The sequence below is a fragment of the Kaistia adipata DSM 17808 genome (assembly GCF_000423225.1).
Lineage (GTDB): Bacteria > Pseudomonadota > Alphaproteobacteria > Rhizobiales > Kaistiaceae > Kaistia > Kaistia adipata.
On sequence record NZ_AUHO01000007.1, the window covers coordinates 701,010 to 724,296 of the forward strand.

The window sequence follows — 23,287 nt, forward strand, 5'->3', positions numbered from 1 at the left end:
CAACGGGCCGAATGGACGTTCCATTAGGTGGAATGATTGTGCGGCGGGGTCTCCCGTCGCTGCGGGGGATCGGGAATGCGGGTTTTTGTGGCGTCGCTGGCGACGGAGACGAATACGTTTGCGCCGCTCTTCGTCGATCGCGGGGCGTTCGAGGAGGCGTTCTACTGCCCGCCCGGCACCCATCCCGAAACGCCGACGCTCTGCTCCGGGCCGATGGTGGCGGCGCGCCGCCGCGCCCGCACCGACGGCTTCGCCCTGTTCGAGGGCACGGCAACCTGGGCCGAGCCGGCTGGCCTCGTCTCCCAGGCGGCTTATGAAAGCCTGCGCGACGAGATTTTGGACCAGCTCCGGGCGGCGATGCCGGTCGACATCGTGCTGTTCGGCCTGCACGGCGCGATGGTGGCGCGCGGCTATGACGATTGCGAGGGCGACCTGCTGGCGCATGCGCGCGCCATCGTCGGGCCGAAGGCGATCGTCGGCGCCGAGCTCGACATGCATTGCCACCTGACCGACCAGATGGTCGAGGCGGCCGATGTCATCGTCGCCTTCAAGGAATTCCCGCACACCGATTTCCTGGAGCGCGCCGAGGATCTGGTCGATCTCTGCCTCAAGGCGGCGCGGCGCGAGATCGCGCCGGAAAGCGCCGTCTTCGATTGCCGCGCCATCACCGGCTTCATGACCAGCCGCGAGCCGGGCCGCAGCTTCGTCGACCGGATGAAGGCGCTGGAAGGGCGGGACGGCATCCTCTCGATCTCCGTGGCGCACGGCTTCCAGGCCGCCGATGTCTATGACGTCGGCACCAAGGTGCTGGTGATCGCCGATGGCGAGGCCAACCGCGGCAAGGCGGCGGCTCTCGCCGAGCAGCTGGGGCGCGAGATCCTGAGCTGGGGCGCCGGCGGCGGCCCGTACCACTACAAGCCCGAGGAGGCGATCGAGCAGGCGCTGGCCGAGATCGGCCAGCCTGTCGTGCTGGCGGATCGCTGGGACAATCCCGGCGGCGGCGTCGCCGGCGATTCGACCGTCATGGTCGAGGCGCTGCTGCGCCACCCCGAAATTCCGGCCGCGATCGGAGCGCTCTGGGATCCGGTCGCCGTCGCCTTCTGCCGCGCCGCCGGCGTCGGCGCCGAGATCGACCTCCGTTTTGGCGGCAAGGCGGCGCCGACCTCGGGCAAGCCGGTCGACGCCCGGGTGGTGGTGCGCGGCATCACCGACGACCTGCTGGTGCCGTTCGAGCAGAGCTGGGTCTCGCTCGGGCCGGCCGCGGCGGTCACGATCGGCAATCTCGACGTCGTGCTCGCCTCGACCCGGGCCCAGACCTTCAGCCCGCCCGTCTTCACCGATCTCGGCGTCGACCTCGCCGCCAAGAAGATCGTGGTGGTGAAGTCCTCCAACCATTTCCACGCCGCCTTCGCGCCGATCGCCCATAAGGTGCACTACCTCGACACGGGCGGCCCCTATCCCAGCGACACCGCCAAGATTCCCTATACCAAGGCCCGTCGCCCCCTCGCACCGCTGGACCCCAATCCATGGCTCTGATTCCTCGTCTCGACATCGCCGCGCTTGACGCCCTCGAACTCGATCCCTCGACCAAGGGGCTGCCCTATGATGCGCCGCGACTGACGGTCGGAGACGTCGCAAAGCAGGGCTGGTCCGTCCTCGACGGCGACCTGCCAATGCCGCTCGCCGTGATCCGCCAGGACATCCTGGCGGCGAACAGCGCCTGGATGAGCGCCTTCACGGCCGGAAACGACCTCGTCATCGCGCCGCACGGCAAGACGACGATGTCGCCGCATCTGTTCGACCTGCAGATCGCCGACGGCGCCTGGGCGATCACCGCCGCGACGCTGCAGCAGGTCGAGGTCTGCCGTCGCTTCGGCGTCAAGCGCGTGCTGCTCGCCAACCAGCCGGCCGGCCGCCAGGCCGTCGACGCCTGTTTCCGCGCGCTTCAGGGCGACAACGCGATCGAGCTCTACTGCCTGGCCGACAGCCTCGACGGCGTCGCCATGCTGGCCGAGGGCGCGCTGCGCAATCCGCCGCCGGCCGGCAATCCGTTGCGCATCCTGATCGAGATGGGCTTCGAAGGCGGCCGCACCGGCGTGCGGTCGCGCGCCGGCGCGCTCGAGATCGCCCGCGTGGTCGCGGCGGCGCCGGGTCTGGAGCTGGCCGGCTTCGAGTGCTTCGAGGGCATGCTGCCAACGCCGGAAACGGCGGATGTCCTGATCGACGACGTCGCCGAGACGGCGCTCCTGGCGCTGGAGCAGGGCCTCTACACGTCGTCGGCGCCGATCATCATCAGTGCCGGCGGTTCGGCTTTCTTCGATCGCGTCGTCGAGCGCTTCAACCGCGTTGCCTTCCCGCATCCGGTGCTGCGCGTGCTCCGCTCGGGCTGCTACCTGACGCATGACTCGATCGCCTATGCGGCGGCTTTCCGGCGCATTGTCGACGAGACGACGCTGACGCTTCCAGAGGGCGGGCTGGAGCCGGCGCTGGAAGTCTGGGCGCATGTGCAGTCGCGCCCCGAGCCGGGCCGCACCATGCTGACCATGGGCAAGCGCGATGTCAGCCACGACGCCGGCCTGCCGGTGCCGCTGCGCTGGTATCGTCCGGACGGCAGCATGAGCGCTCCGGCCGAGTTGCCGGCCGGCCATCAGGTGGTGGCGCTCAACGACCAGCACTGCCATCTCGTCACGCCGGAGGGAAGCCCGCTGAAGGCGGGCGATCTCGTCGGCTTCGGCATCAGCCATCCCTGCACCACCTTCGACAAATGGTCGGTGCTGATGCTGGTCGACGAGGAGTACCGCGTCACCCGCGCCCTGAAGACGTTCTTCTGACCAAGCTTGCGCCGCCGCGCTCCGCGCGTGGCGGCGCATGAAATGCCGGGAGTGTAGAAGTTATTCCGCCTGACGAAACGTCGCGGCATTGACGCGAAATTTGACGGTTTATAGCCTGATCGACGACCGGACACCCCGATCTGTGCTGTCCATGTGCTCTTCGAGCGCAAGCCTATACCGACCGATTGCGATATTCCCATTCGCACGGATGCCGGCTTGGCCAATCTATTCGTTCGCACTGAACACTAATTCTCATGGAGACTGACTTGCGTATCGCCGTCATCCACGTCGCGCAGGAAACGAACGACTTCAATCCGGTGCTGACCACGCTGGACGACTATCGCTCCTTCGGCATTTTCGAAGGGGACGAGATGATCGAGAAGCAGCGCGGCTACGGCCAGGTCGGCGGCCATATCCAGGCGATCGAGGAAAGCGGGCTCGACATCGAGACCATCCCGATCATCCGCGGCTATGCGGTCGCCGGCGGCCGCATCTCGACGGAATCCTTCCAGTTCTTCCAGGACAAGATCCGCGAAGGCCTGCGCGCGGCCGGCAAGGTCGACGGCCTGGCGCTGCAGTTGCATGGCGCCTGCTCGGCCGAGGGCATCGACGATGTCGAGGGCGAGCAGATCGCGCTCTGCCGCGAGATTCTCGGGCCGGACGTGCCGATCGTGCTCGGCCTCGACCATCATGCCAACGTCACGCAGAAGATCATCGATAACGCGACCGCCATCGTCGGCCATCGCACCCAGCCGCATGATCCCTACGACACCGGCCTGATCGGCACGCGCCTGCTGCTCCGCATTCTGACCGAGGGGCTGAAGCCCGTGACGGCGTGGCGGAAGATCCCGCTTGTCTCGCACCAGGAACAGTTCCTGACCTCGCAGGGGCCGATGAAGGTCTGGTTCGACGCGGCCCGGGCGGTCGAGGCCGATACCCGCGTGCTGCAGGCGTCGAATTATCCGATGCAGCCCTGGCTCGACGTCGCCGAGGGCGGCTGGTCGGTCATCGTCGTCACCGACAACGACCCCGAACTGGCGGAGAAGCTGGCCGACGATCTCGCCGATCTCTGCTGGTCGTTGCGCGACGATTTCCAGATCCGCGAGGCGGTTCCGGTCGACGAAGCGGTCCGCCTCGCCGACGCGGCGCCCGGTCGCGTGGTGCTGAGCGATACAGGCGACACCGTGTTCGGCGGCGCCGCGGGCGACAGCAACCTGCTGCTCGAAGCCATGCTGCGGCTCGGCATCCAAAAGCGCGCGCTGGTGCCGCTGATCTCGCCGCAGGCGGCGGCGACGCTGGTCGCGGCGGGCGAGGGCGCCACGGTGACGCTGCCGCTCGGCGGCGATGCGGCGGCGGCGTTCTTCACGCCGCTCGAGGTCACCGGCACGGTGCGCAAGGTGGGCGGCGGCGTGGTGACGCTGGACGACTATAACCAGCAGTCCGAGGTCGATCTCGGCCCGTCCGTCATCTTCGACGTCGGTCCCGTCACGCTGATGATCACGACGCTCCGCGGTGTCGCCGGCAACGTCCCCGGCATCTACCGGGCGATGGGCGTCGAGCCGGAGGATTACGGCATCGCCGTGCTGAAGACGGCGTCGAACTTCCAGTATTTCGCGCCGATCGCGCCGACGGTCGTCCGTGCCGACACGCGCGGTCCCGGCCAGTCGGACGTGTTCACGCTGCCATGGGCGCGGATTCCGCGCCCGATCTATCCGATCGAGCAGTTCAACGACTGGCGGGCGCACTCGTCGCAGCCGGGCAAGCGCGTCGACGCCTGAGCGGTCGCGGCCCCGGCTGCGACACCACCTTGTTAACCAATCGTTAGCCATAAAGCGCAACAGCGGGGATCCCAGCATGAAGACCCAATTCCTTCGGACACTCAGGCGGCTGGGGTTCCTGTTTCTCGCCGCGACGGCGCCCGTCGCCATCGGTGGCGCGAGCTTCATCGCCCCGGCGCAGGCCGAGGAGGCGGCGCTGAAGGGCGGCACGCTCCGCGTCGCGGTGCTGAGCGACCTGACCAATTTCGACCCGCACCAGTTCTCGACGGTGAACTTCCACCTGATCAAGAACCTCTATGACAGCCTGATCGAGTATTCGCCCGAGGGCGAGGCGGTGCCGAGCCTGGCGACCGCCTGGGCGATCGCGCCCGACAACCAGTCGGTGACGGTGACCCTGCGCGACGACGTCAGCTTCGCGAGCGGCGCCAAGCTGACCTCCGCCGACGTGGCGGCGACGCTCGCCAAGGCGGCCGATCCCGATCGCGGCAAGAACGTCTATGCCACCATGTCGATCGTCAAGGACTGGACGACGCCAGACGACAAGACGATCACGATCAACTTCAAGGCGCCCGTGCCGCAGCGCCAGATCACCGACCTGCTGCAGTTCACCCTGCCGATCGAGGCCAAGGGCATCGACACCGTCGAGACCGTGCCGGCCGGCACCGGCCCCTACCTGCTCGACAGCCGCGCCGTCGGCCAGGGCCTGACGCTGAAGGCCAATCCGAACTACTGGCGCAAGGGCCAGCCGATCGCCGAGAAGGTCGACTTCACCATCTTCAGCGAGGATTCCTCGGCGAGCGCCGCGCTCGAATCCGGCGCGATCGACCTGATCTATGGCGGCTCGTCGCGCAGCGCCGTCCGCCTGCAGGATGCCGGCTTCCAGGTCCTGCGCGGCTCCGGCCCGCTCGTCCAGGTGTTCCGGATGAACTCGACCCGCGGTCCGTTCCAGAACGCCAAGTTCCGCCAGGGCTTCAACTACTTGATGGACCGCGAGGGCATGCTGCGAGTCGGTTATGCCGGCCTCGGCGAGGTCGTCGCGCTGCCCTGGGCGCCGGCGAGCCCGGCCTTCGACGCGTCCTATGTCGAGGAATTCGCCTACAATCCAGAAAAGGCCAAGGAACTCTTCGCCGCCTCGGGCCTCAGCCCGGCCGAGCTGAGCGGCTGGAAGCTGCTCGTCTGGGGCAATGACGAGCCGAGCGTCGTTCTCAGCCAGATCCTGCAGAGCGCGCTCGCCGAGCTCGGCATCAACATCGAGCTCGATGTCCGCCAGGGCGCCGAATACACCGAGGCGCAGCTCGCCGGCGACTATGACGCCACCTTCGGCGCCGTCGGCAACGTGCAGAAGTTCCCGTCCCGCGTCGCCACCAACAGCATCTACCGCGTCGTCAAGAACCCGGTGCTGAAGGACCCGCATCCGCATCCCGAATATGTCGACGCCATCAACCGCGTGAACACGACCTCGGGTCCGGAAGCCGACGTCAAGGCCGCCTACGACCATCTGAACCGCGTGCTGGTCGAGACCGCCTTCGCCGTGCCGACGAACTCCTACGACACCGGCCTGGTCGTCGCCGCGCCGAATCTCGGCGGCCTCGCGCTCGACATCGACAACCTCTTCGTCGCGCGCACCGTGGGCTTCCAGTAATGCGGCCGGGCACCGTTCGCATCGCCGCGGGGTCCGCGCATGGTTGACCCGGTTCTCTCCGTCCGGGGGCTGAAGGTGGATTTCGGCGGCGAGGGGCGTTCGGTGCCCGTCGTGCGCGGCGTCGATTTCGACGTCTATCCGAACGAGCTGCTCTGCATCGTCGGCGAGTCCGGCTCCGGCAAGAGCGTCACGTCGCTGGCGGTGACGGGCCTGTTGTCGGAGACGGCGCGGATGTCCGGCTCCGTCCGGCTGTGCGGCGTCGACGTGATCGGCGCCGCGCCCGAAACGCTGCGCCAGATGCGTGGCCGCGACGTCGGCTTCATCTTCCAGGACCCGACGACGACGCTCAATCCGGTGTTGACGGTTGGTCGGCAGATCACCGAGGGCGAGGTGGCGCATGGCCGGCTGAAGAAGGCCGACGCCCATGCCCGCGCCGCCGAATTGCTGCGCGAGGTCGACGTCGCCGACCCGGAGGGCAGGGCGGGGCAGTATCCGCACCAGTTCTCAGGCGGCATGCGCCAGCGCGCCGTCATCGCCATGGCGATGGCCGGCCAGCCGAAGCTGATCATCGCCGACGAGCCGACCACCGCGCTCGACGTCACCGTGCAGGCGCAGGTGCTCGCCGTGCTGGCGCGGCGCCAGGCCGAGCTCGGCTCGGCCGTCATCCTGATCACGCATGATCTCGGCGTCGTCGCCGAGGTCGCCGACCGCGTCGCCGTGATGTATGGCGGCCGCATCGTCGAGACGGCCCCGGTCGCCGAGATCTTCGCCAATCCGCGCCATCCCTATACGCGGGCGCTCCTGCGCAGCCAGCCGCGCATCGACACCAGCGACGCCCGGCTCGACCCGATCCCCGGCCAGCCGCCGACACCCGGCGCGCTGACCAAGGGTTGTTCCTTTCAGCCGCGCTGCGCCGTCGGTCGCGACCGACCGCTCTGCATGACCGAGGAACCCGGCCTGCGGCCGGTCGGCGACGGCCGCCTGTCCGCCTGCCACTACCCGGACGAGCTGGGCCCCGACACGGTTCCGGCGGCGCCGCGCGCTGTAGCCGAGGCGGCCTCCGCGACGGCCGAACCGCTGCTCATCGTCGACGGGCTGAAAGTGCATTTCCCGGTCAAGACCGGCGTGCTCCGCCGCACCACCGGCTGGGTCAAGGCCGTCGACGGCGTCAGCCTCTCGGTCAATCCCGGCGAGACGGTCAGCCTGGTCGGCGAATCCGGTTGCGGCAAGACCACGACCGGCCGCGCCATCATGGGCCTGATCAAGGCGACTGGCGGCAGCATCCGCTTCGCCGGCCGCTCGGTCCGAGACCTCGACGGCGCCGCTATGCGCAAGGCGCGGCGCGAGATGCAGTATGTCTTCCAGGATCCCTATGCCTCGCTCAATCCGGTACTCTCGGTCGAGGACATCGTCGCCGAGCCGCTGAAGATCCACGGCATCTATGACGAGATGGGCGGCGCGCGACGGATCGCCGAGCTGTTCGACATGGTCGGGCTGTCGCGCTCGATGCTCGGCCGATTCCCTAGCGAGTTTTCCGGCGGCCAGAAGCAGCGCATCGGCATCGCCCGCGCGCTCGCCCTGCAGCCGAAGCTGCTGATCCTCGACGAGCCGGTCGCCGCGCTCGACGTCTCGATCCAGGCGCAGGTGATCAACCTGCTGCAGGACCTGCAGGCGGAGCTCGGCCTCGCCTATCTCTTCATCGCGCACAATCTCTCGGTCGTGCGCCACGTCTCCGACCGCGTCGCCGTCATGTATCTCGGGCGGATCGTCGAGGAGAGCTCGCGCGACGGGCTCTACGGGCTTCCCGTCCATCCCTATACGCAGAGCCTGCTTTCGGCTGCACCCGTGCCGGATCCGGAAGTGCGCGACACGCGGCGCCGGATCGTGCTCGAGGGCGAGATCCCCAATCCGGCTTCGCCGCCCACCGGCTGCACCTTCCATCCGCGCTGCTTCCGCGCCACGGCGCGCTGCGCCTCCGAGTCGCCGTCCTTCGGCCGCTATCAGGAGACGGCGACGCGCACCTCCTGCCATCACGCCGGACCGTTGGCCGAGGCGCACCGCAACGTCTTCGCCGCCGGCAGCCTGGAGGCGGCATCATGAGCAGGCTCCTCCGCAAGACGGGCTCGATCCTCGCGCGCCTGCTGTCCCGCAAGGGCTCGGCGCTCGCGCTGTTGTTCCTCTCCGCCGTCACCTTCGCGGCGATCTTCGCCAATTTCCTGCCGCTTGATCCCTTCGGCCAGAAGCTCGTCAACGCGCTGAAGGGTCCGTCCGCCACTAACTGGTTCGGCACGGACGAGCTCGGCCGCGACATCCTCGCCCGCGTCGTCTATGGCGCGCGCACCTCGCTTTTGACGGCGGCCGGCGCGGTCGCCATCGCGGCGCTCGCCGGGGTGCCGATCGGCCTCGTCGCCGGCTTCTTCGGCGGCTGGCGCGACGCGGCCTTGATGCGCCTCGTCGACGTGCTGCTGGCGCTGCCGGCGATCCTGTTCGCCATGGCGATGATCGCCGTGCTCGGCCGCAGCCAGGCGGCGGCGCTGATCGCCGTCGGCATCACCGGCATTCCGAGCTTCGCCCGCATCACGCGGGCGCAGGTTCTGACACTCCGCAAGCGCGACTTCGTCACCGCCGTCGAGGCGTTCGGCGGCAGCGCGACCTACAACATGTTCCGCACCATCCTGCCCAATTCCTGGAGCCCGATCTTCGTCCAGGTCGTCGTGCTCTGCTCGGTCGCGATCCTGCTCGAGGCGGCGCTCTCCTTCCTCGGCGTCGGCGTTCCGCCGCCGACCCCGAGCTGGGGCGAGATGCTGCGCACGGGTAAATCCTACCTGCACGAGGCGCCGTACTACGCGGTCCTTCCCGGCCTCGTGCTGACGCTCACCATCCTGTCCTTCGACGTGCTGGGCCGCGCGCTCAGCGACATCCTGCAGGGCCGCCGCGACGTCGATGTCGTCGCCAAGGCCGGGGAGGCCTCGTCATGATCGGCTTCGTCGTCCGCCGCCTGCTGCAGCTCGTGCCCGTTCTGCTGCTCGCCTCCACCGGCATCTGGGCCATGATCTACGCGGTGCCCGGCGGGCCGATCGCGGCGATCGCCGGCGACAACGCCAGCCCCGAGCAGATCGCCGCCGCCACCGCCCAGTTCGGCCTCGACCGGCCGGTCCTGGTGCAATATGCCGACTGGCTCTGGAACGCGCTCCGCGGCGATTTCGGCATCTCGATCCGCGGCCGCGCGCCGGTGCTGGAGCTGATCGGCCAGCGCCTTCCGGCGACGCTGCAACTCGCCGTCGCCGCGACGATCGTGTCGCTCGTCATCGGCATCCCGGTCGCGATCGCGAGCGCGCTGAGGCCCGGCTCCTGGATCGACCGGCTGCTGTCGGGCTGGAGCGCACTGGCGCTCGGCGTGCCGACCTTCTGGCTCGGCATCCTGCTGATCCTGCTCTTCGCGGTGGAGCTGCGCTGGCTGCCGTCGGCGTCGGGCTATGTGCCGTTCTGGGAGAACCCGCTCGGCGCGCTGCGCAATTTGGCGCTGCCGGCCCTGACGCTCGGCGTCTATGTCTCCGGCATTCTCGCCCGGTTCCTGCGCGCCTCGCTGGTCAACGAGCTCCAGGCCGATTATGTGCGCACGGCGCGGTCGAAGGGCCTGCCGGAGCGGCAGATCGTCGGCGTGCATGTCCTGCGCAACGCGCTGCTGCCCTTCGTCACCATCGTCGGCCTGATGATGGCGAACTTCATCGGCGGCGCCGTCGTCACCGAAGCGGTGTTCACCTATCCAGGCATCGGCCGGCTGCTGATCCAGGCGATCACGACGCGCGATTACCCGCTGATCCAGGGCTGCATCGTCGTCATCCTGGTGCTCTACATCGCCATCAACCTCGCCGTCGACGTGCTCTACGCCTATATCGACCCGCGGATTGACTATCGGTGAGGGGCTGTTGCCGACCGCTCGCTCTGCTGCAGCCCCACGCTCGCCGTCATCCCGGGCCTGACCCGGGATCCATTCCGCCGGGTTGGCCGACGTGCGAAATGCTCTAGATCGCGGCTGCATGGATCCCCGCCTTCGCGGGGATGACGGCCGGAGTTGGACGGGCGAAAAAACTCAATCCGCCAGGCCGCGGGCCTCGATCGGCCAGATGTCCTCCAGCTTGTCGGCGCGGACGACGTGCAGGAAGTCGTGCAGGTTGGCGGTCGGGTCGCAGTGCGGCACGCTGCATTCGAGGCGGGTGCCGATCGGCGGCACAGGCTTGCCGCGCAGCGTCTCGAGCCGGCCGAACTCGTCGCCGACGAAAGCGATCGTGCCGATCTCGCGGCCGTCGAGATAGGCGCGCGGCGGCGGCCCGTCGACGGCGAAGCTCTTGGTGCCGGCGTCGACGATGGCGTCGCCGTGCAGGTTGTGGGCGATGACCGTGACGGTGACGAAGAGGGCGGTGCCGAACACGTCGGCGCCGGAGCCGTGCAGGTCGACCCGGCGATAATCCTCGTCCATGAAGATGTAGGAACCGGCCTGCACCTCGGTCAGCACCTTGTCCTCGAAATCGAGCAGGTGGCTGCCGGTGCCGCCGCCTGTGACGAGGGCGGGCGGGAGCCCTGCCGCATCGAGCGCCTCGACGATGGCGAGCAGGCGGCCCATCGCAATGCGGTTCTCGGTCCGCCGCGCCTCGTGGTCGAAGATGTGCTGGACGAAGCCGGCATAGCCCTGCACGCCGACGAAACGGAGTGACTCTTCATCAGCGATCTGGCGGGCGAGCGAGACGACGCGTTCCGGCGTCGCCACGCCGGTGCGGCGCTGGCCGACGTCGCACTCGATCATCACGTCGAGCCGGACGCCGGCCGCGCGCGCCGATTCCGCGAAGTCGGCGATCAGGTCGGAGCGGTCGACGGTGACGGTGATGTCGGCGCCGCGCGCCGCCGCCTCGGTCAACCGGTCGACCTTGCGGCGGCTGGCGATCGGCGCGGTCAGCATCAGCGGGTTGATGCCGGCCTCATAGAGCGCCAGCAGCTCGCCGACCTTGGCGCAGGCGATGCCGAGCGCGCCATCCTCCAGCTGCCGCCGGGCGATCTCGGCGCATTTGTGCGATTTCGCATGCGGGCGGAGGCCGAGGCCGGCGGCGCGCGCCATGCCGGTGAGCGCCTGCAGATTGGCCTCGAAGGCGTCTGCGTCGAGGATCAGCGCCGGGGTTTCCAGCTTGTTGCGGCCGCCCCGCGCGCCGATCAGCGTTTCGTTCAGCCCGGCGACGCCGCGTCTCATGTCGTCTCTCCCCCGCGCCATCCGGCGCTCGGGCGCGGGGTGCGTCTCGTGTTTTCGTTCAGCCGACCTTGTGGCCGGGCCAGCCCATCAGGAGCTTGGCGTCCTTTTCGGCCGCCCGCGCCTTGGCGGGATCCTTGAAGATCCTCGTCACGCATTGCGGCTTCTTGCGGTCGATCACGTCGTAGACCATGTGGTAGCCGGTCTTGTCCATGATCGGGCCGATCCAGCCGGCGCAATGATCGCAATAGCGCTCCATCGGCTCGGCGTCGTTGTCCATCACCTTCGATAGGCTCGGACAGACGTTCATCCGAAGTTCCAGCCGGTCCTCGTTGAAGTCGAGGTCCATGTCGCAGTTTTCCTCGATCTTGATGTGCGACCAGTACTCGTACATGCCTTCGAGGCCCTGGGTCTCGATCAGCTCGAGGATGTGGCGCTCCTGGTTTTTCGAGATCGCCAGCCAATAGGCTTCGAGCGCCTCCTCGCCCTGGCTTTCCAGGAACTTGAAGACCTCGTTGTAGAACCGCGTGAAGTGGTCGCTCGGAATCATGCCCGCCTCCGGATGACCTGCCGGCACGAGCCTTCGCCGGTGATTTCGGTGTCGATGGCATAGGGGGAGCCCTCCGCCATCGACGCGTTGGTGACGGTGGTCTGGTCGCAGAAATGCGGCGAGACACTGCCGGTCAGCGCCTTCACGTGATGCCAAGCGGGGCAGCGGCGCACCGTCAGCACGATCTGGTCGTCGCCGATCGCGATGTCGTAGTCGCCGCCCTCGCGGTCGAAGAAATGCCGCCAGTGTCGCACCAGCTGGCGCGTGTCGCCGGCGACCAGGTCGCTGCGGATGCTGGCATAGACGTCGCGGCCGACCTTCCTGAATATCTCGTCCATCGCCGCGACGCCGAAGCGCTCGACGATGAAGTCGATCGTCGTGTTGGCGGCGCCGTGGAAATCGAGATGGACGTTGCCGCCCTCCTCGTAGCGCATCGTGACTTCGCTCTCCGCCATTCTCACACGCTCCCGTAAAGCCGTTCGCCGCCGACATAGGTGGCCCTGACCGAAAGCGTCGCCGGATCGAGCACGGCGAAATCGGCCCGCTTGCCGCGTTCGAGGCTGCCGATCTCGCCCTCGATGCCGAGCACGCGCGCCGGCACCAGGCTGGTCGCATGCGCGGCGCGGACGAGGTCCTTGCCCGAGAAGCGGAGATAGTTGCGCATCGCCTCGTCCGGCGCCAGCGACGAGCCGCAGAGGCCGCCGCGCTCGTCGACCACCGCCTTGCCGGGCGCGCTGGTGACGACGTAGCCGGGATAGAACTCGAAGGTCTTGCCGGGCGTGCCGGCATATTTCATCGCGTCGGTCTCGAGGAAGACGCGGTCTTCCGGCAATTGCGCCAGCAGGCGGATCAGCTGCGGGTCGACATGGATGCCGTCGCAGACCAGGCCGAGCGCCAGCGTCGGCTCGGAGAGCAGCGCGTCGGTGAGCGACACCACATGCAGTCCCATGCCGGTCGGCGGATAGGTCGGCATGACGTTGTACATGTGCGTCACCGCGTCGATGCCCCACGAGACGTAGCGGGGAACGTGCTCCGGCCGGGCCAGGCTGTGGCCGAGATGGATCGAGACGCCGGCGCGCTTCAGCACGCGGATGAAATCCTCCGCTCCCTCGCGCTCGGGCGCCACGGTGACGGCCTTCAGCCTGCCGCCAGTCGCGACCAGCATGCGCTCGGCCAGCGCCGCGCTCGGGGCGACGATGTTTTCCGGATTATGCGCGCCGGGCGAACCGAAGCAGGGCCCCTCGCTGTGCACGCCGAGTGCCCGCGCGCCCTTCGCCTCGTCGCACTGGGCGCCGAGGCGGGCGAGCACGCCCTCCATGCTGGCGGGCGGCAGGCAGCTTATCGACGGCAGGAAGCCGGTGACGCCGTGGCGCAGCATCGCTAGCGAATTGGCGGCGACCGCGCCCGTCTCGGTGTCGTTGTAGAGATGCTGCCCGAAGCCGTGCTGCAGCAGGTCGATCATGCCCGGGAACAGGATCGCACCCTTACCGTCGACCGCCTGCCAGTCGTCGCCGACGACCGTATCGGCCGCGACGACGCCGGCGATGCGGTCGTCCAGGATCAGGAGATCGCTCGCCCGCTGGCCCTCCGGGGTGACGATTGTGACGTTTGACCATCTCTGCTTGACGGGCATCGGATTTTCCATCGTTATGATGTTATCATGCTAACAAAATAATCTGGACCGGCAAGGAGAAAGAAATGGCCCAGCCCTGCGTTCTGGTGACGGGTTCGACCCACGGCATCGGTTACGGAATCGCCGAGGCGTTCGCCCGTCAGGGTGCGCGGCTGGTGATCAACTCGCACCTTCCCGACAATGGCGCGCTGGCCAAGCTCCAGGCGCTGACCGAGTGCCATTTCGTCCAGGCGGATCTTTCGACCGCCGCCGGCGCCCGCGCCGTGGTGCAGCAGGCGCGTGAAAAGCTCGGAAGGCTCGATACGCTGGTCAACAATGCCGGCACCTTCCTCGACACGCCGTTCGACGATCTGACCGAGGAGCTGTTCGACCGCACCTTCAACCTGAACGTGAAGGCGTATGTCTTCGCCTCGCAGGAATTCGTGCGCGGGCTGGAGCCGGGGCAGGAGGGTGCCAGCATCATCCTCGTCGGCTCGACCAATTCGGTGATGGCCGAGCGCCACAGCGTCGCCTATGACGCCTCGAAGGGCGCGGTGCTGATGATGGTGCGCTCGCTCGCCGTGTCGCTCGCCGGTCGCGGCGTCCGCGTCAACGGCCTCGGACCGGGCATCGTCGAGACGCCGCTGACCAAGCGCGGCCTCGACACGCCGGGCGTGCGCAAGTCGCTGAACGCGCAGATCCCGTTCGGCCGCATCGGCCAGCCGGAGGATGTCGGCGGCGCGGCGGTCTTCCTTGCCTCGCCGGCGGCGGGCTATATCACCGGCCAGATGCTGTTCGTCGACGGCGGCATCCTCGCCATCCAGAAGACGTGGGAACCGCCGGTTTGACCCTCGACGCCTCGCCCCGCCATCTCCAGCTCCGCGAAATGCTGTTCCGGCGCTGGAAACAGGCCGGGCTGAAGGCGGGCGATCGGATCGAGTCGCAGAACGAGATCGTTCGTTTCTGCGACTTCTCGTTGATCACGGTCGTGAAGACGCTGAAGGATCTGGAGAGCGAAGGGGTCATCCAGCGCCAGGTGGGGCGGGGCTCCTTCCTCGTCGCCACGCCCTGGGCCGAGGCGCACCGGCGCGTCGGCTTCTTCTACAATCGCGACATCGTCGGCGGCGGCATCTTCGACAACGCCTTCTACACCCGTCTCGTCATGGCCTTCGAGAAGGGCATCGTCTCGGCGGGCCATGAATTCGTCATGGGTTCGTTTACCGACGAGCGCATGCCTACCGGAATGTGGGACGCGCTCGACGCCGTCGTGCTGACGGGTTTCACGCGAAAGACCCGGCTCGAGGCGCTCGACACGGTTTCGAGCCAGGTCAGCCTGATCGACGCCAGCCTCGACGGCGCGCGTTTCCACACCTACCGCCTCGACTACGGCCCGGCCTTTTCCGCGATGTTCGCGGCGCTTGGCGGTGCGCGGCTGAAGGTCCTTTATCTCGATTCCGAGATCGGCTCGAACGAGCAGGCGGCGCGGCTTTCGGCGTTCCGCGCAGCGGCGTCCGGCGCGCCGGTGCCGCAGGATATCGAGATCATCGCCGTCAACCAGGAGATCGATGTCGGCAACACGACGGCGCTGCTTGCGGCCGTCGATCGGGTGCGGCCGGACATCGTCTGCGGCCATGTGCACGAGAGCTGGCGGCCGCTGATCCGGGATGTGTTGCCGGAGGCGAAAATCTATCCGTTCCTGCTCGACCAGAAGGGCCCGGGCTTCGTCATCGACAGCGCGCCCTGGATGGCGGAGATCCTGCCCAGCATCGAGGCCAACCTCGCCGACCGGCAAAGACCACCGGCGGTGCACGCCTTCGCCGCGCGGTTCCAGGGGTAGGGCGGGCAGTCCTCCTCCGGAGACCTCGCAGAACGCCGCCCTCAACATGCTGAGGTGGCCCAAGGGCCGTCTCGAAGCACGCAGAGCGGCGGTGCTATGGGCACCGCGAGCGTGCGTCCTTCGAGGCCCGAGCTGCGCTCGGGCGCCTCAGGATGATGGAGATCGAGCCCCGCATGACGGTTGGTCAGGGACGCGCGCCGCTGTCCGCCCCACGCTCGCCGTCATCCCGGCCCCCGAGCCGGGATCCATCCCGCCGCGCCTCGCCGCCGGGAATCTTGGTGCGAAGCCTCGGAGTTTTCGGCTGCGTGGATCCCTGATTTCGCGAGGATGACGACGGAGGGGGAGGAGGGGCGGACTGCTTCTTCACCTCTCCCAAGGGGAGAGGTCGACGGCCGCAGGCCGGCGGGTGAGGGGTTCAGACCTCTCCGGAGAGGCCGCAACCCCTCACCCGGCTCTTCGAGCCGACCTCTCCCTATGGGAGAGGTGAAGGGGAGGCCCATGCCGTCGAAGCGCCGCCGCCCGCAACACGCTCGCCGTCATCCGGCCTCCGAGCCGGGATCCATTCCCTCCGGGTTGGTGGCCCCGCGAAACTCTCGAGGCTGCAGCATGGATCCCTGCTTTCGCAGGGATGACGGTGGAGCGTGAGGAGAGGGCGGAGCAGGCTGAGCAGGAGTTGAAGTGAGGCCGCCTATTCTGTCGAAGCGCCGCCGCCGCCCCAGGCTCGCCGTCATCCCGGCCTCCGAGCCGGGATCCATTCATCCGCGCCCCCGCCGCCGGGAATCTTGGTGCGATGCCTCGGAGTTTTCGGCTGCATGGATCCCCGCCTTCGCGGGGATGACGGGGAGCGAGAAGAAGCCGACCGCCTACGCCAGCGCGTTCCCCGCCAGGCCCGCCTCGACCGTGAGGATCGCGCCGACGAGGTTCTGCGTCGCTTCCGCCTGCGGCTTCGTGAAGAGGTCGAGCGGCTTGCCGACCTCGACGATCCGGCCCGCCGACATCACCGAGACGCGGCTCGTCGTGTAGGCGACGACCGAGAGGTCGTGCGCGATGAAGACGAGGCTGAGGCCGAGCTCGCGGACGAGGTCCTTCAAGAGGTTCAGCACCTGCGCCTGGATCGAGACGTCGAGCGCCGAGACCGGCTCGTCGGCGATCAGCACCTTCGGCGCCGGCATCAGGGCGCGGGCGATGGCGATGCGCTGCAGCTGGCCGCCGGAGAACTCGTGCGGATAGCGCTCCAACGCCTGCCGGGTCATGCCGACCTGGTCGAGCACCTCGTGTACCCGGGCAACATGGTCGCCCTCGATCTTCAGTGCGCGCAGCGGCTCGAGCAGCGACAGGCCGATGCGCATCCGTGGGTCGAGCGACGAGCGCGGGCTCTGCATCACCACCTGCACCGAGCGGCGGAAGTTCCGCCAGCGCTCGCCGTCACCGGCCCAGACGTCGGCGCCGTTGTAGAAGACGTGGCCCTGCTTGGGCTTCTCCATGCCGGTCAGGATGCGCGTCAGCGTCGTCTTGCCGGAACCGGACTCGCCGACCAGGCCGACGGCCTCGCCGGGGCGGACGTCGAAGCTGACATTGTCGAGCACCGTCAGCGACGGCCGCGCGCCAAGCAGCGACTTGCGATTGAGCAGGTAAGTCTGCGTCACCTGCCGCATCTCGAGCAGCGGCGGCGTCAGGTGGTGTTCGTCGAAGGGGCGGGTCATCACGCGGTCACTCCGGCTTGCACGGTGGCGTCCGCTCCGGCCTCGATCGGATGCCAGCAGGCGGCGCGACGTTGGCCGGTCTCGAGCTGCGGCACCTCCGCCCGGCAGCGATCGCTGGCGGCGCTGCAGCGCGGATGGAAGGCACAGCCCCTGGGCAGGCTGTGCAGCGGCGGCACCATGCCGGGGATCGAGGCAAGGCGCGAGCTGCCGTCGAGGGCGATGTTGTCCATGGTCGGCTGCGAGTCGAGCAGACCCTTGGTGTAGTGGTGGCGCGGCGCGCGGAACACCTCGGATACGGGCCCCATCTCGACGATGCGGCCGGCATACATGACGGCGACCGTGTCGCACATCGCCGCGATGATCGGCAGGTCGTGCGTGATCATCATCAGCGCGCAGCCGCGTTCCTGCACCGCGTTGTTGAGGATGCGCAGCACCTGCTTCTGCACGGTGACGTCGAGCGCCGTGGTCGGCTCGTCGGCGATGATCAGCTGCGGATAGCAGGCGAGCGCCATGGCGATCATGACGCGCTGGCGCTGCCCGCCCGAGATCTCGTGCGGATAGGCGCGCATCAGCTGCTCGGGGCGCGGCAGCGACATCTGGCGGAACAATTCCAGCGTCTGCGCCTCCGCCTCCTGCTTGCTCGCCTTGGTGTGCCGGCGGATGACGGAGGAGACCTGGAAGCCGATGCGGCGGACCGGGTCGAGCGACGAGAGCGGATCCTGGAACACCATCGAGATGGTGCGGCCGCGGCGGCTGGAGAACGCCTTGTCGGACTGGGTGATCAGGTCGACGCCGTCGTGCCGGACGGTGCCATTCGCCTGCCAGCCCATCGGCAGCAGGCCCATCAGCGACAGCGCGGTCAGCGTCTTGCCGGAGCCGGATTCGCCGACCAGGCCCATCCGGCCGCCGGCGGGCAGGGTGAAGTCGATGCCGCGCACGGCGGTCAGCACCGTGTTGTGCACGACGAGGTTCTGGACCTCGAGCGCATCCGGCCGGTTCGTCTGGGGCTTCGTCATGAGGCCCTCCGGGCGAGCTTGGGGTCGAGAACGTCGCGCAGGCCATCGCCGAGCAGGTTCAGGCCGAGCACCATGAGCACGATGGCGAGGCCCGGCCAGATCGCGAGCGGCGACGACACGCCGACCTGCTGCTGCGCCTCGTTCAGCATCAGTCCCCACGAGATCGACGGCCGGTGCACGCCGACGCCGAGATAGGAGAGGCCGGCCTCGGTCAGGATGCCGGCGGCGAAATAGAGCGTGAACTGGACGATCATCACGCCGGCGATGTTGGGCAGCACATGGCGGGCCAGCACGAAGATCTTGCCACGCCCGTAGAGCTTGGCGGCGGTGATGAAGTCCTCGTTCAGCACGCCCATCGCGGCCGAGCGGATGACGCGGGTGAAGGAGGGCGTGAAGAAGGCGGTCAGCGCCAGGATGGTGGTGAGCGCGCCGGAACCCATCGTCGCGGCGAGCACCAGCGCCGTCACCATGCCGGGGATCGACAGCAGGATGTCGGCGCCGCGCGAGATCGCCTCGTCGGTGATCTTGCCGGAGGCGGCGGCGGCGAGGCCGGCGATGGTGCCGAGGATCAGGCTCAGCGTGGCGCCGCCGGCGCCGACCAGGATCGAGGTGCGCGCGCCGACCATCAATTGCGCGATGATATCGCGGCCGAGCACGTCGGTGCCGAGCCAGTGGCCGGGCGTTCCCGCCGGCAGCAGGCGGTTGCGGATCACCGGGATGTTGGGGTTCGACGGCAGGTAGAAGAACGACACCAGCGCCACGGTCAGGAAGATCGTGGTCAGGATCAGGCCGAGGATCAGCGAGGCGTTGCGCGGCAGCCTGCGGCGGGATTTCCGCGCCGGCGGCGAGATCGGCACGCCGGGGCCGGCGGAGCCGCTGGCCGGGGCCGGGGCATGGGTGGATTTGCTCATGGTCATCATGGGGCTTCTCCCGGTCACCGGCTCGACCGGACGCGCGGGTCCAGGATGCCGTAGAGGAGGTCGACGAGCAGGTTCACGCCGATGACGAAGATGATGATCAGCATCACGGTCGACTGCACGACGATCACCTCGCGGGCGGCGACGTTGGCGAGCATCATGCGGCTCAGCCCCGGCAGCGAGAACACGGTCTCGATGATCACGGTGCCGCCGATCAGTTCGGCGATCTGCAGGCCGACGATGGTCACGAGCGGCAGCGAGGCGTTGCGCAGGCCGACCTTGAGGAGCGCCTCGGTGCGGGTCATGCCGACGGCGCGCGCGGTGCGCAGGTAGTCCTGGTTCATCACGTCGAGCACGGCCGAGCGGACATAGCGGATCAGCACGGCGGCCATGATCAGGCCGAGCGACAGCACCGGCAGCACGAGCGAGCGGACGGCGCCCCAGGGGCTGACCGACCAATCGGTCCAGCCGCCGGTCGGCAGCCAGCCGAGGCGGACGCCGAAGAGCAGCGAAAGCAGGATGCCGGCCCAGAACACCGGCACGGCGACGCCGACCTGGCTGATCAGGGCGAGGATGGCGCCGGACGGCGTGCCGACATTGCGCGCGGCGTAGGTGCCGACGGGAATGGCGATGATCAGGCCGAGGATCAGCCCGGAAAGGGCGAGCGGGATGGAGACGGAAAGCCGGGCGGTGACGAGGTCGGAGACGCGCTCATTGGTGCGGAAGGAGCGGCCGAGATCGCCGGAGAGCATGTTGCCGATCCAGTCGAAATACTGGACGAACAGCGGCCGGTCGAGGCCGTAGCTGTGCGCGAGCGCGTTGATCGCCTCCGGCGTCGCGCCCTTGCCGAGCACGACCGCGGCGACGTTGCCGCCGGCGCCCCGGATCAGGAGGAAGATCGCCACGGAGGCGATGAAGATGGCGCCCAGGAAGAACACCAGTTTGCGCAGGACGTAGATCGCCATCAAGCTTTCCCGGAGAGGATCGACGGATGCGGCCGCCGCCGGCCCGGAGGCTGCGGCGGCCGCTTCTTAGGCTGGTCGGCTTACCAGTGCAGCTTGTTCATCTCGATCGCGACGCCGACGCGCGGCTCCTCGAAGCCCTTGAGGCCGGCGTCGAACAGGCCGACGCCCTTCTTGGCGATCAGCGGGACGATGACGGCGTCCTTGCGCAGGATGTCGGCGGACTTCTTCATCTGCGCCGCGTAGTCCTCGTCGGTCAGCGCGACGTCGGCATCGGCGAGCGCCTTGGTGTATTCGGCCGAGCAATAGGTGCTCCAGCCGGCCTTGGCCTCGTCCTGGCAGGCCCACTGCACCGGGTTGGCGTCGCCCGACATGATCGTCACGTCGAACTGCGGCGGCCGGCCCTGGAAGATCAGCTGCGAGTAGCGGGCGAGGTCGATGGCGTTGCGGGTGACGTTGAAACCGGCGGCCTGCATGGCGGGAACCATGATGTCGGCCGGCAGCGACAAGTCGGGCACGTCGCTGAGCGAAGCGTATTCGAGCGGCGTGCTCGCATAGCCCTTCTCGGCGATCGTCGCCATCGCGCCTTCCATGTCATACGGGAACGGGCAGGTCTCGGCGTTTTCCGGCGAGTACCAGACCTGGTTCGGCAGCGCGAAGGTGCAGGTGTTCTCCGCGCCCCAGGCGGCGCCGAAGGCGTCGTTGTAGGACTGGCGGTCGAACGTCCTGGCGATGGTCTCGCGCAGGTCCTTGTCGAGCTTCTGGTTCAGGACCGCATAGGTCGGCTCGCCGACCTGCGGATAGGTGACGAGCGTGAACTTCTTGTCGAGCTCGCGCTTCGAGAGCTGCTCCCAGAGGTCGATGGTGATGACGGGGAGCGAATCCACCTCGCCCGCCTCGAGCGCGTTCAGGCCGGCCGTGCCGTCGGTGATGATGCGGACGGTGACGTTCTCGACCGCCGGCTTCTTGCCCCAGTAGGTCGGGTTGGCGGCGAACTCGAAGGTGCTGTTGGTGGTGTAGTTGGCGAGCTTGTAGGGGCCGGTGCCGATCGGGTTGGTGGCGATGTTGGCGGCGTTCGCCTCGGGCTGGATCAGGCCGGAAATCGCACCCATGCCGCGCCAGAAGTTCTGGCTCGGGCGGGAGAGGGTGACCTTGACCGTGCGGTCGTCGACCTTCTCGATGCCGGTCACCGCCTCATAGGCGGCGGCGTAGTCGACGACCGGGCTCGCCTTCATGGTGTTCAGCGAATAGATGACGTCCTCGGCCGTCACCGGCGCGCCGTTGGAGAAGGTCGTCTCGCGGATCTTGAAGGTGTAGGTCTTCTTGTCGTCGCTGATCGTCCAGCTCTCGGCGACGCCCGGCTCGACGCTGCCGTCCTTGTTGAAATAGACGAGCGGCTCGACGATGTTGGCCGGAATCCACAGCCGCATCGCCGTCAGGTTGCTCTTGACGAAGTCGAGCGTGCCGGGGTCCTGCCGGGCGACGAGGACCATCTTGTTCTCGGCCGCGCGCGGCGAGGCGGCTTCGGCCATCGAGCCGGCGCCGAGCGCGCCGGCGAAGAGCGTCGCCGCTGCCGTCAGCAGGCCGAGGCGCTTGGTGATCGAGTTCATTTTTCCCTGCATGTCCCAATTTCCCTTCTGGAAGTATCGGACGCTGAAACGTCTCTCGGTGGCGCGACCGATCCGGTCGCGGACCACGATGGTTCTCTTGGCAATCGCGCCGCTATCTCGCTGCCGAGGCGGCCGGATAAACCGGGCCGTCGCGGGCGAGGCCGCCGGCCCCGATGGTGCTATGCTGGCGTGAAGATCGGCCCCCTCATGACCTTTTCAAGATTCATGTTCCATTATGTAGAACGAGAATTCCTGATACACTGGAACAGTTTGAAGAGGATGCGGCGGAAATGCAAGTAGCTTCACGCGCGCCGCGTTCCACCTGTTGGCAATCTCGATCGGGAACATTCTCCGTGTTCTATGATGTGGAATATTGCTGCTGGTCGCGCCCGGTTCCGCTTGAGCGGGGTCCGGCTGTGGGCCGTCGCCCTGCCGGGATCGGCCCGGATTGCTTCCCGGCGCCAGTCGCGCAAGGGTAGCGCCGCGCTGTGCCGGCGGCTTCATCGCCGCGGCGCCGGAGCCGCCCGGCTTCGCGGCGCACAGGGAGCGGCGGCCAGAGGGTGCGCCGGCGAGAAGAGAAAGAACGCGACATGAAGAACCGTCAGCTCGGGCGCACGGGTGCCCGCATCTCGGAAATCGGCTTCGGCGCCTGGCAGATCGGCGGCTCGTGGGGCGACGTCAGCGAGGCGGACGGCAAGCAGGCTCTGAACGCTGCGCTCGACGCCGGCGTCACTTTCATCGACACGGCCGATGTCTATGGCGACGGGCGCTCGGAGAAGATCATCGCCGCCGTGCTGAAGGAGCGGGGCGGCGTCCGGCCCTTCGTCGCCACCAAGGCGGGCCGCCGGCTCAACCCGCATGTCGCCGACGGCTACAACGCCGCCAATCTCGAGGGCTTCGTCGATCGCAGCCTGAAAAACCTGGAAGTCGAGACGCTCGATCTGGTGCAGCTGCACTGCCCGCCGACCGAGGTGCTCTACCGGCCGGAGGTGTTCGGCGCGCTCGATGACCTCGTCGCCAAGGGCAAGATCCGCAACTACGGCGTCTCGGTCGAGAAGGTCGAGGAGGCGCTGAAGGCAATCGAGTATCCCGGCGTCGCCACCATCCAGATCATCTACAACATCTTCCGCCAGCGCCCGCAGGAGCTGTTCTTCGCCGAGGCCGCGAAGAAGAATGTCGGCGTCATCGTCCGCGTGCCGCTCGCCTCGGGCCTGCTCTCCGGCAAGATCACCCGCGACACCGCCTTCCGCGCCGACGACCATCGCAACTTCAACCGCCATGGCGAGGCGTTCGACGTGGGCGAGACCTTCGCCGGCGTGCCGTTCGAGGTCGCGCTCGAGGCGGTGGAGCGGCTCCGGCCGCTGGTGCCGGCCGGCATGGCGATGTCGACCTTCGCGCTGCGCTGGATCCTCGAGCAGCCGGCCGTGTCGGTGGTGATCCCCGGCGCGCGCAACGCGGCGCAGGCGCAGTCGAACGCGGCGGCGAGCGACGCCCCGGCGATCGCCCCGGAGACACTCGCCAGGATCGGCGAGATCTATGACAGCCTGATCAAGCCGCATGTCCACCAGCGCTGGTAGGCGACGCCGGCTC

19 protein-coding genes are annotated in these 23,287 nt (G+C 68.2%); 10 read left to right on the top strand and 9 right to left on the bottom strand.

Annotation, left to right across the window (positions count from 1 at the left end):
- Positions 1-75 precede the first annotated feature (75 nt).
- From G539_RS0108210 to G539_RS0108240, 7 genes are all read left to right on the top strand, one after another.
- A complete protein-coding gene (locus tag G539_RS0108210) occupies positions 76-1,536 on the top strand; it encodes a M81 family metallopeptidase (protein ID WP_029074762.1) in 1,461 nt (486 codons plus the stop codon).
- The gene (locus G539_RS0108215; protein WP_029074763.1) at positions 1,527-2,831 is read left to right on the top strand and encodes a type III PLP-dependent enzyme domain-containing protein; all 1,305 of its coding nucleotides are present in this window, start codon (positions 1,527-1,529) and stop codon (positions 2,829-2,831) included. Before G539_RS0108210 ends, G539_RS0108215 begins: the two co-directional genes overlap by 10 nt.
- Before the next feature lie 266 nt (positions 2,832-3,097).
- A complete protein-coding gene (locus tag G539_RS0108220; protein ID WP_245576831.1) occupies positions 3,098-4,609 on the top strand; it encodes a M81 family metallopeptidase in 1,512 nt (503 codons plus the stop codon).
- Positions 4,610-4,685: 76 nt separating this feature from the next.
- Positions 4,686-6,251, top strand: coding sequence for an ABC transporter substrate-binding protein (locus G539_RS0108225; protein ID WP_029074765.1), 1,566 nt, complete (start codon positions 4,686-4,688; stop codon positions 6,249-6,251).
- A 39-nt stretch (positions 6,252-6,290) separates the two neighbouring features.
- On the top strand, positions 6,291-8,351 hold the full coding sequence (locus tag G539_RS24150; protein ID WP_051231204.1) for an ABC transporter ATP-binding protein: 2,061 nt from the start codon (positions 6,291-6,293) through the stop codon (positions 8,349-8,351).
- The gene (locus G539_RS24155) at positions 8,348-9,229 is read left to right on the top strand and encodes an ABC transporter permease (protein WP_035830561.1); all 882 of its coding nucleotides are present in this window, start codon (positions 8,348-8,350) and stop codon (positions 9,227-9,229) included. Before G539_RS24150 ends, G539_RS24155 begins: the two co-directional genes overlap by 4 nt.
- Entirely contained in the window at positions 9,226-10,173 is a 948-nt protein-coding gene (locus tag G539_RS0108240) for an ABC transporter permease (RefSeq protein WP_029074766.1), read from the top strand. The genes G539_RS24155 and G539_RS0108240 overlap by 4 nt, the downstream gene beginning before the upstream one ends.
- A gap of 171 nt (positions 10,174-10,344) precedes the next feature.
- Here G539_RS0108240 and G539_RS0108245 read toward each other — a convergent pair whose 3' ends face one another.
- The 4 genes from G539_RS0108245 to G539_RS0108260 are packed head-to-tail and all read right to left on the bottom strand — an operon-like array spanning position 10,345 to position 13,673.
- On the bottom strand, positions 10,345-11,493 hold the full coding sequence (locus G539_RS0108245; RefSeq protein WP_029074767.1) for a DSD1 family PLP-dependent enzyme: 1,149 nt from the start codon (positions 11,491-11,493) through the stop codon (positions 10,345-10,347).
- Between the two features lie 58 nt (positions 11,494-11,551).
- Complete coding sequence (locus G539_RS0108250) at positions 11,552-12,040, bottom strand: hypothetical protein (protein WP_029074768.1); 489 nt, start codon at positions 12,038-12,040, stop codon at positions 11,552-11,554.
- The gene (locus G539_RS0108255; protein ID WP_029074769.1) at positions 12,037-12,495 is read right to left on the bottom strand and encodes a hypothetical protein; all 459 of its coding nucleotides are present in this window, start codon (positions 12,493-12,495) and stop codon (positions 12,037-12,039) included. The genes G539_RS0108250 and G539_RS0108255 overlap by 4 nt, the downstream gene beginning before the upstream one ends.
- A 2-nt stretch (positions 12,496-12,497) precedes the next feature.
- Complete coding sequence (locus tag G539_RS0108260) at positions 12,498-13,673, bottom strand: N-acetylglucosamine-6-phosphate deacetylase (protein ID WP_029074770.1); 1,176 nt, start codon at positions 13,671-13,673, stop codon at positions 12,498-12,500.
- A gap of 65 nt (positions 13,674-13,738) precedes the next feature.
- Here G539_RS0108260 and G539_RS0108265 point away from each other — a divergent pair, with 65 nt between their 5' ends.
- Together G539_RS0108265 and G539_RS0108270 are read left to right on the top strand one after the other, a co-directional pair.
- Entirely contained in the window at positions 13,739-14,500 is a 762-nt protein-coding gene (locus G539_RS0108265; RefSeq protein ID WP_029074771.1) for an SDR family NAD(P)-dependent oxidoreductase, read from the top strand.
- Complete coding sequence (locus G539_RS0108270) at positions 14,497-15,489, top strand: GntR family transcriptional regulator (protein ID WP_029074772.1); 993 nt, start codon at positions 14,497-14,499, stop codon at positions 15,487-15,489. The genes G539_RS0108265 and G539_RS0108270 overlap by 4 nt, the downstream gene beginning before the upstream one ends.
- Before the next feature lie 863 nt (positions 15,490-16,352).
- Here G539_RS0108270 and G539_RS0108275 read toward each other — a convergent pair.
- From G539_RS0108275 to G539_RS0108295, 5 genes are all read right to left on the bottom strand, one after another.
- Positions 16,353-17,192, bottom strand: a complete 840-nt coding sequence (locus G539_RS0108275) for an ABC transporter ATP-binding protein (RefSeq protein WP_035830563.1) — start codon at positions 17,190-17,192, stop codon at positions 16,353-16,355.
- Entirely contained in the window at positions 17,192-18,208 is a 1,017-nt protein-coding gene (locus G539_RS0108280; protein ID WP_029074774.1) for an ABC transporter ATP-binding protein, read from the bottom strand. Before G539_RS0108280 ends, G539_RS0108275 begins: the two co-directional genes overlap by 1 nt.
- Positions 18,205-19,128: an ABC transporter permease gene (locus tag G539_RS0108285; RefSeq protein WP_029074775.1), complete on the bottom strand. Its 924-nt coding sequence runs from the start codon at positions 19,126-19,128 to the stop codon at positions 18,205-18,207. The genes G539_RS0108280 and G539_RS0108285 overlap by 4 nt, the downstream gene beginning before the upstream one ends.
- Before the next feature lie 14 nt (positions 19,129-19,142).
- On the bottom strand, positions 19,143-20,090 hold the full coding sequence (locus G539_RS0108290) for an ABC transporter permease (RefSeq protein WP_029074776.1): 948 nt from the start codon (positions 20,088-20,090) through the stop codon (positions 19,143-19,145).
- Positions 20,091-20,170: 80 nt separating this feature from the next.
- On the bottom strand, positions 20,171-21,709 hold the full coding sequence (locus G539_RS0108295; protein ID WP_029074777.1) for an ABC transporter substrate-binding protein: 1,539 nt from the start codon (positions 21,707-21,709) through the stop codon (positions 20,171-20,173).
- A gap of 578 nt (positions 21,710-22,287) precedes the next feature.
- On the opposite strand from G539_RS0108295, the gene G539_RS0108300 reads away from it, so the two are divergent.
- Positions 22,288-23,274, top strand: coding sequence for an aldo/keto reductase (locus G539_RS0108300; RefSeq protein WP_029074778.1), 987 nt, complete (start codon positions 22,288-22,290; stop codon positions 23,272-23,274).
- Positions 23,275-23,287 lie beyond the last annotated feature (13 nt).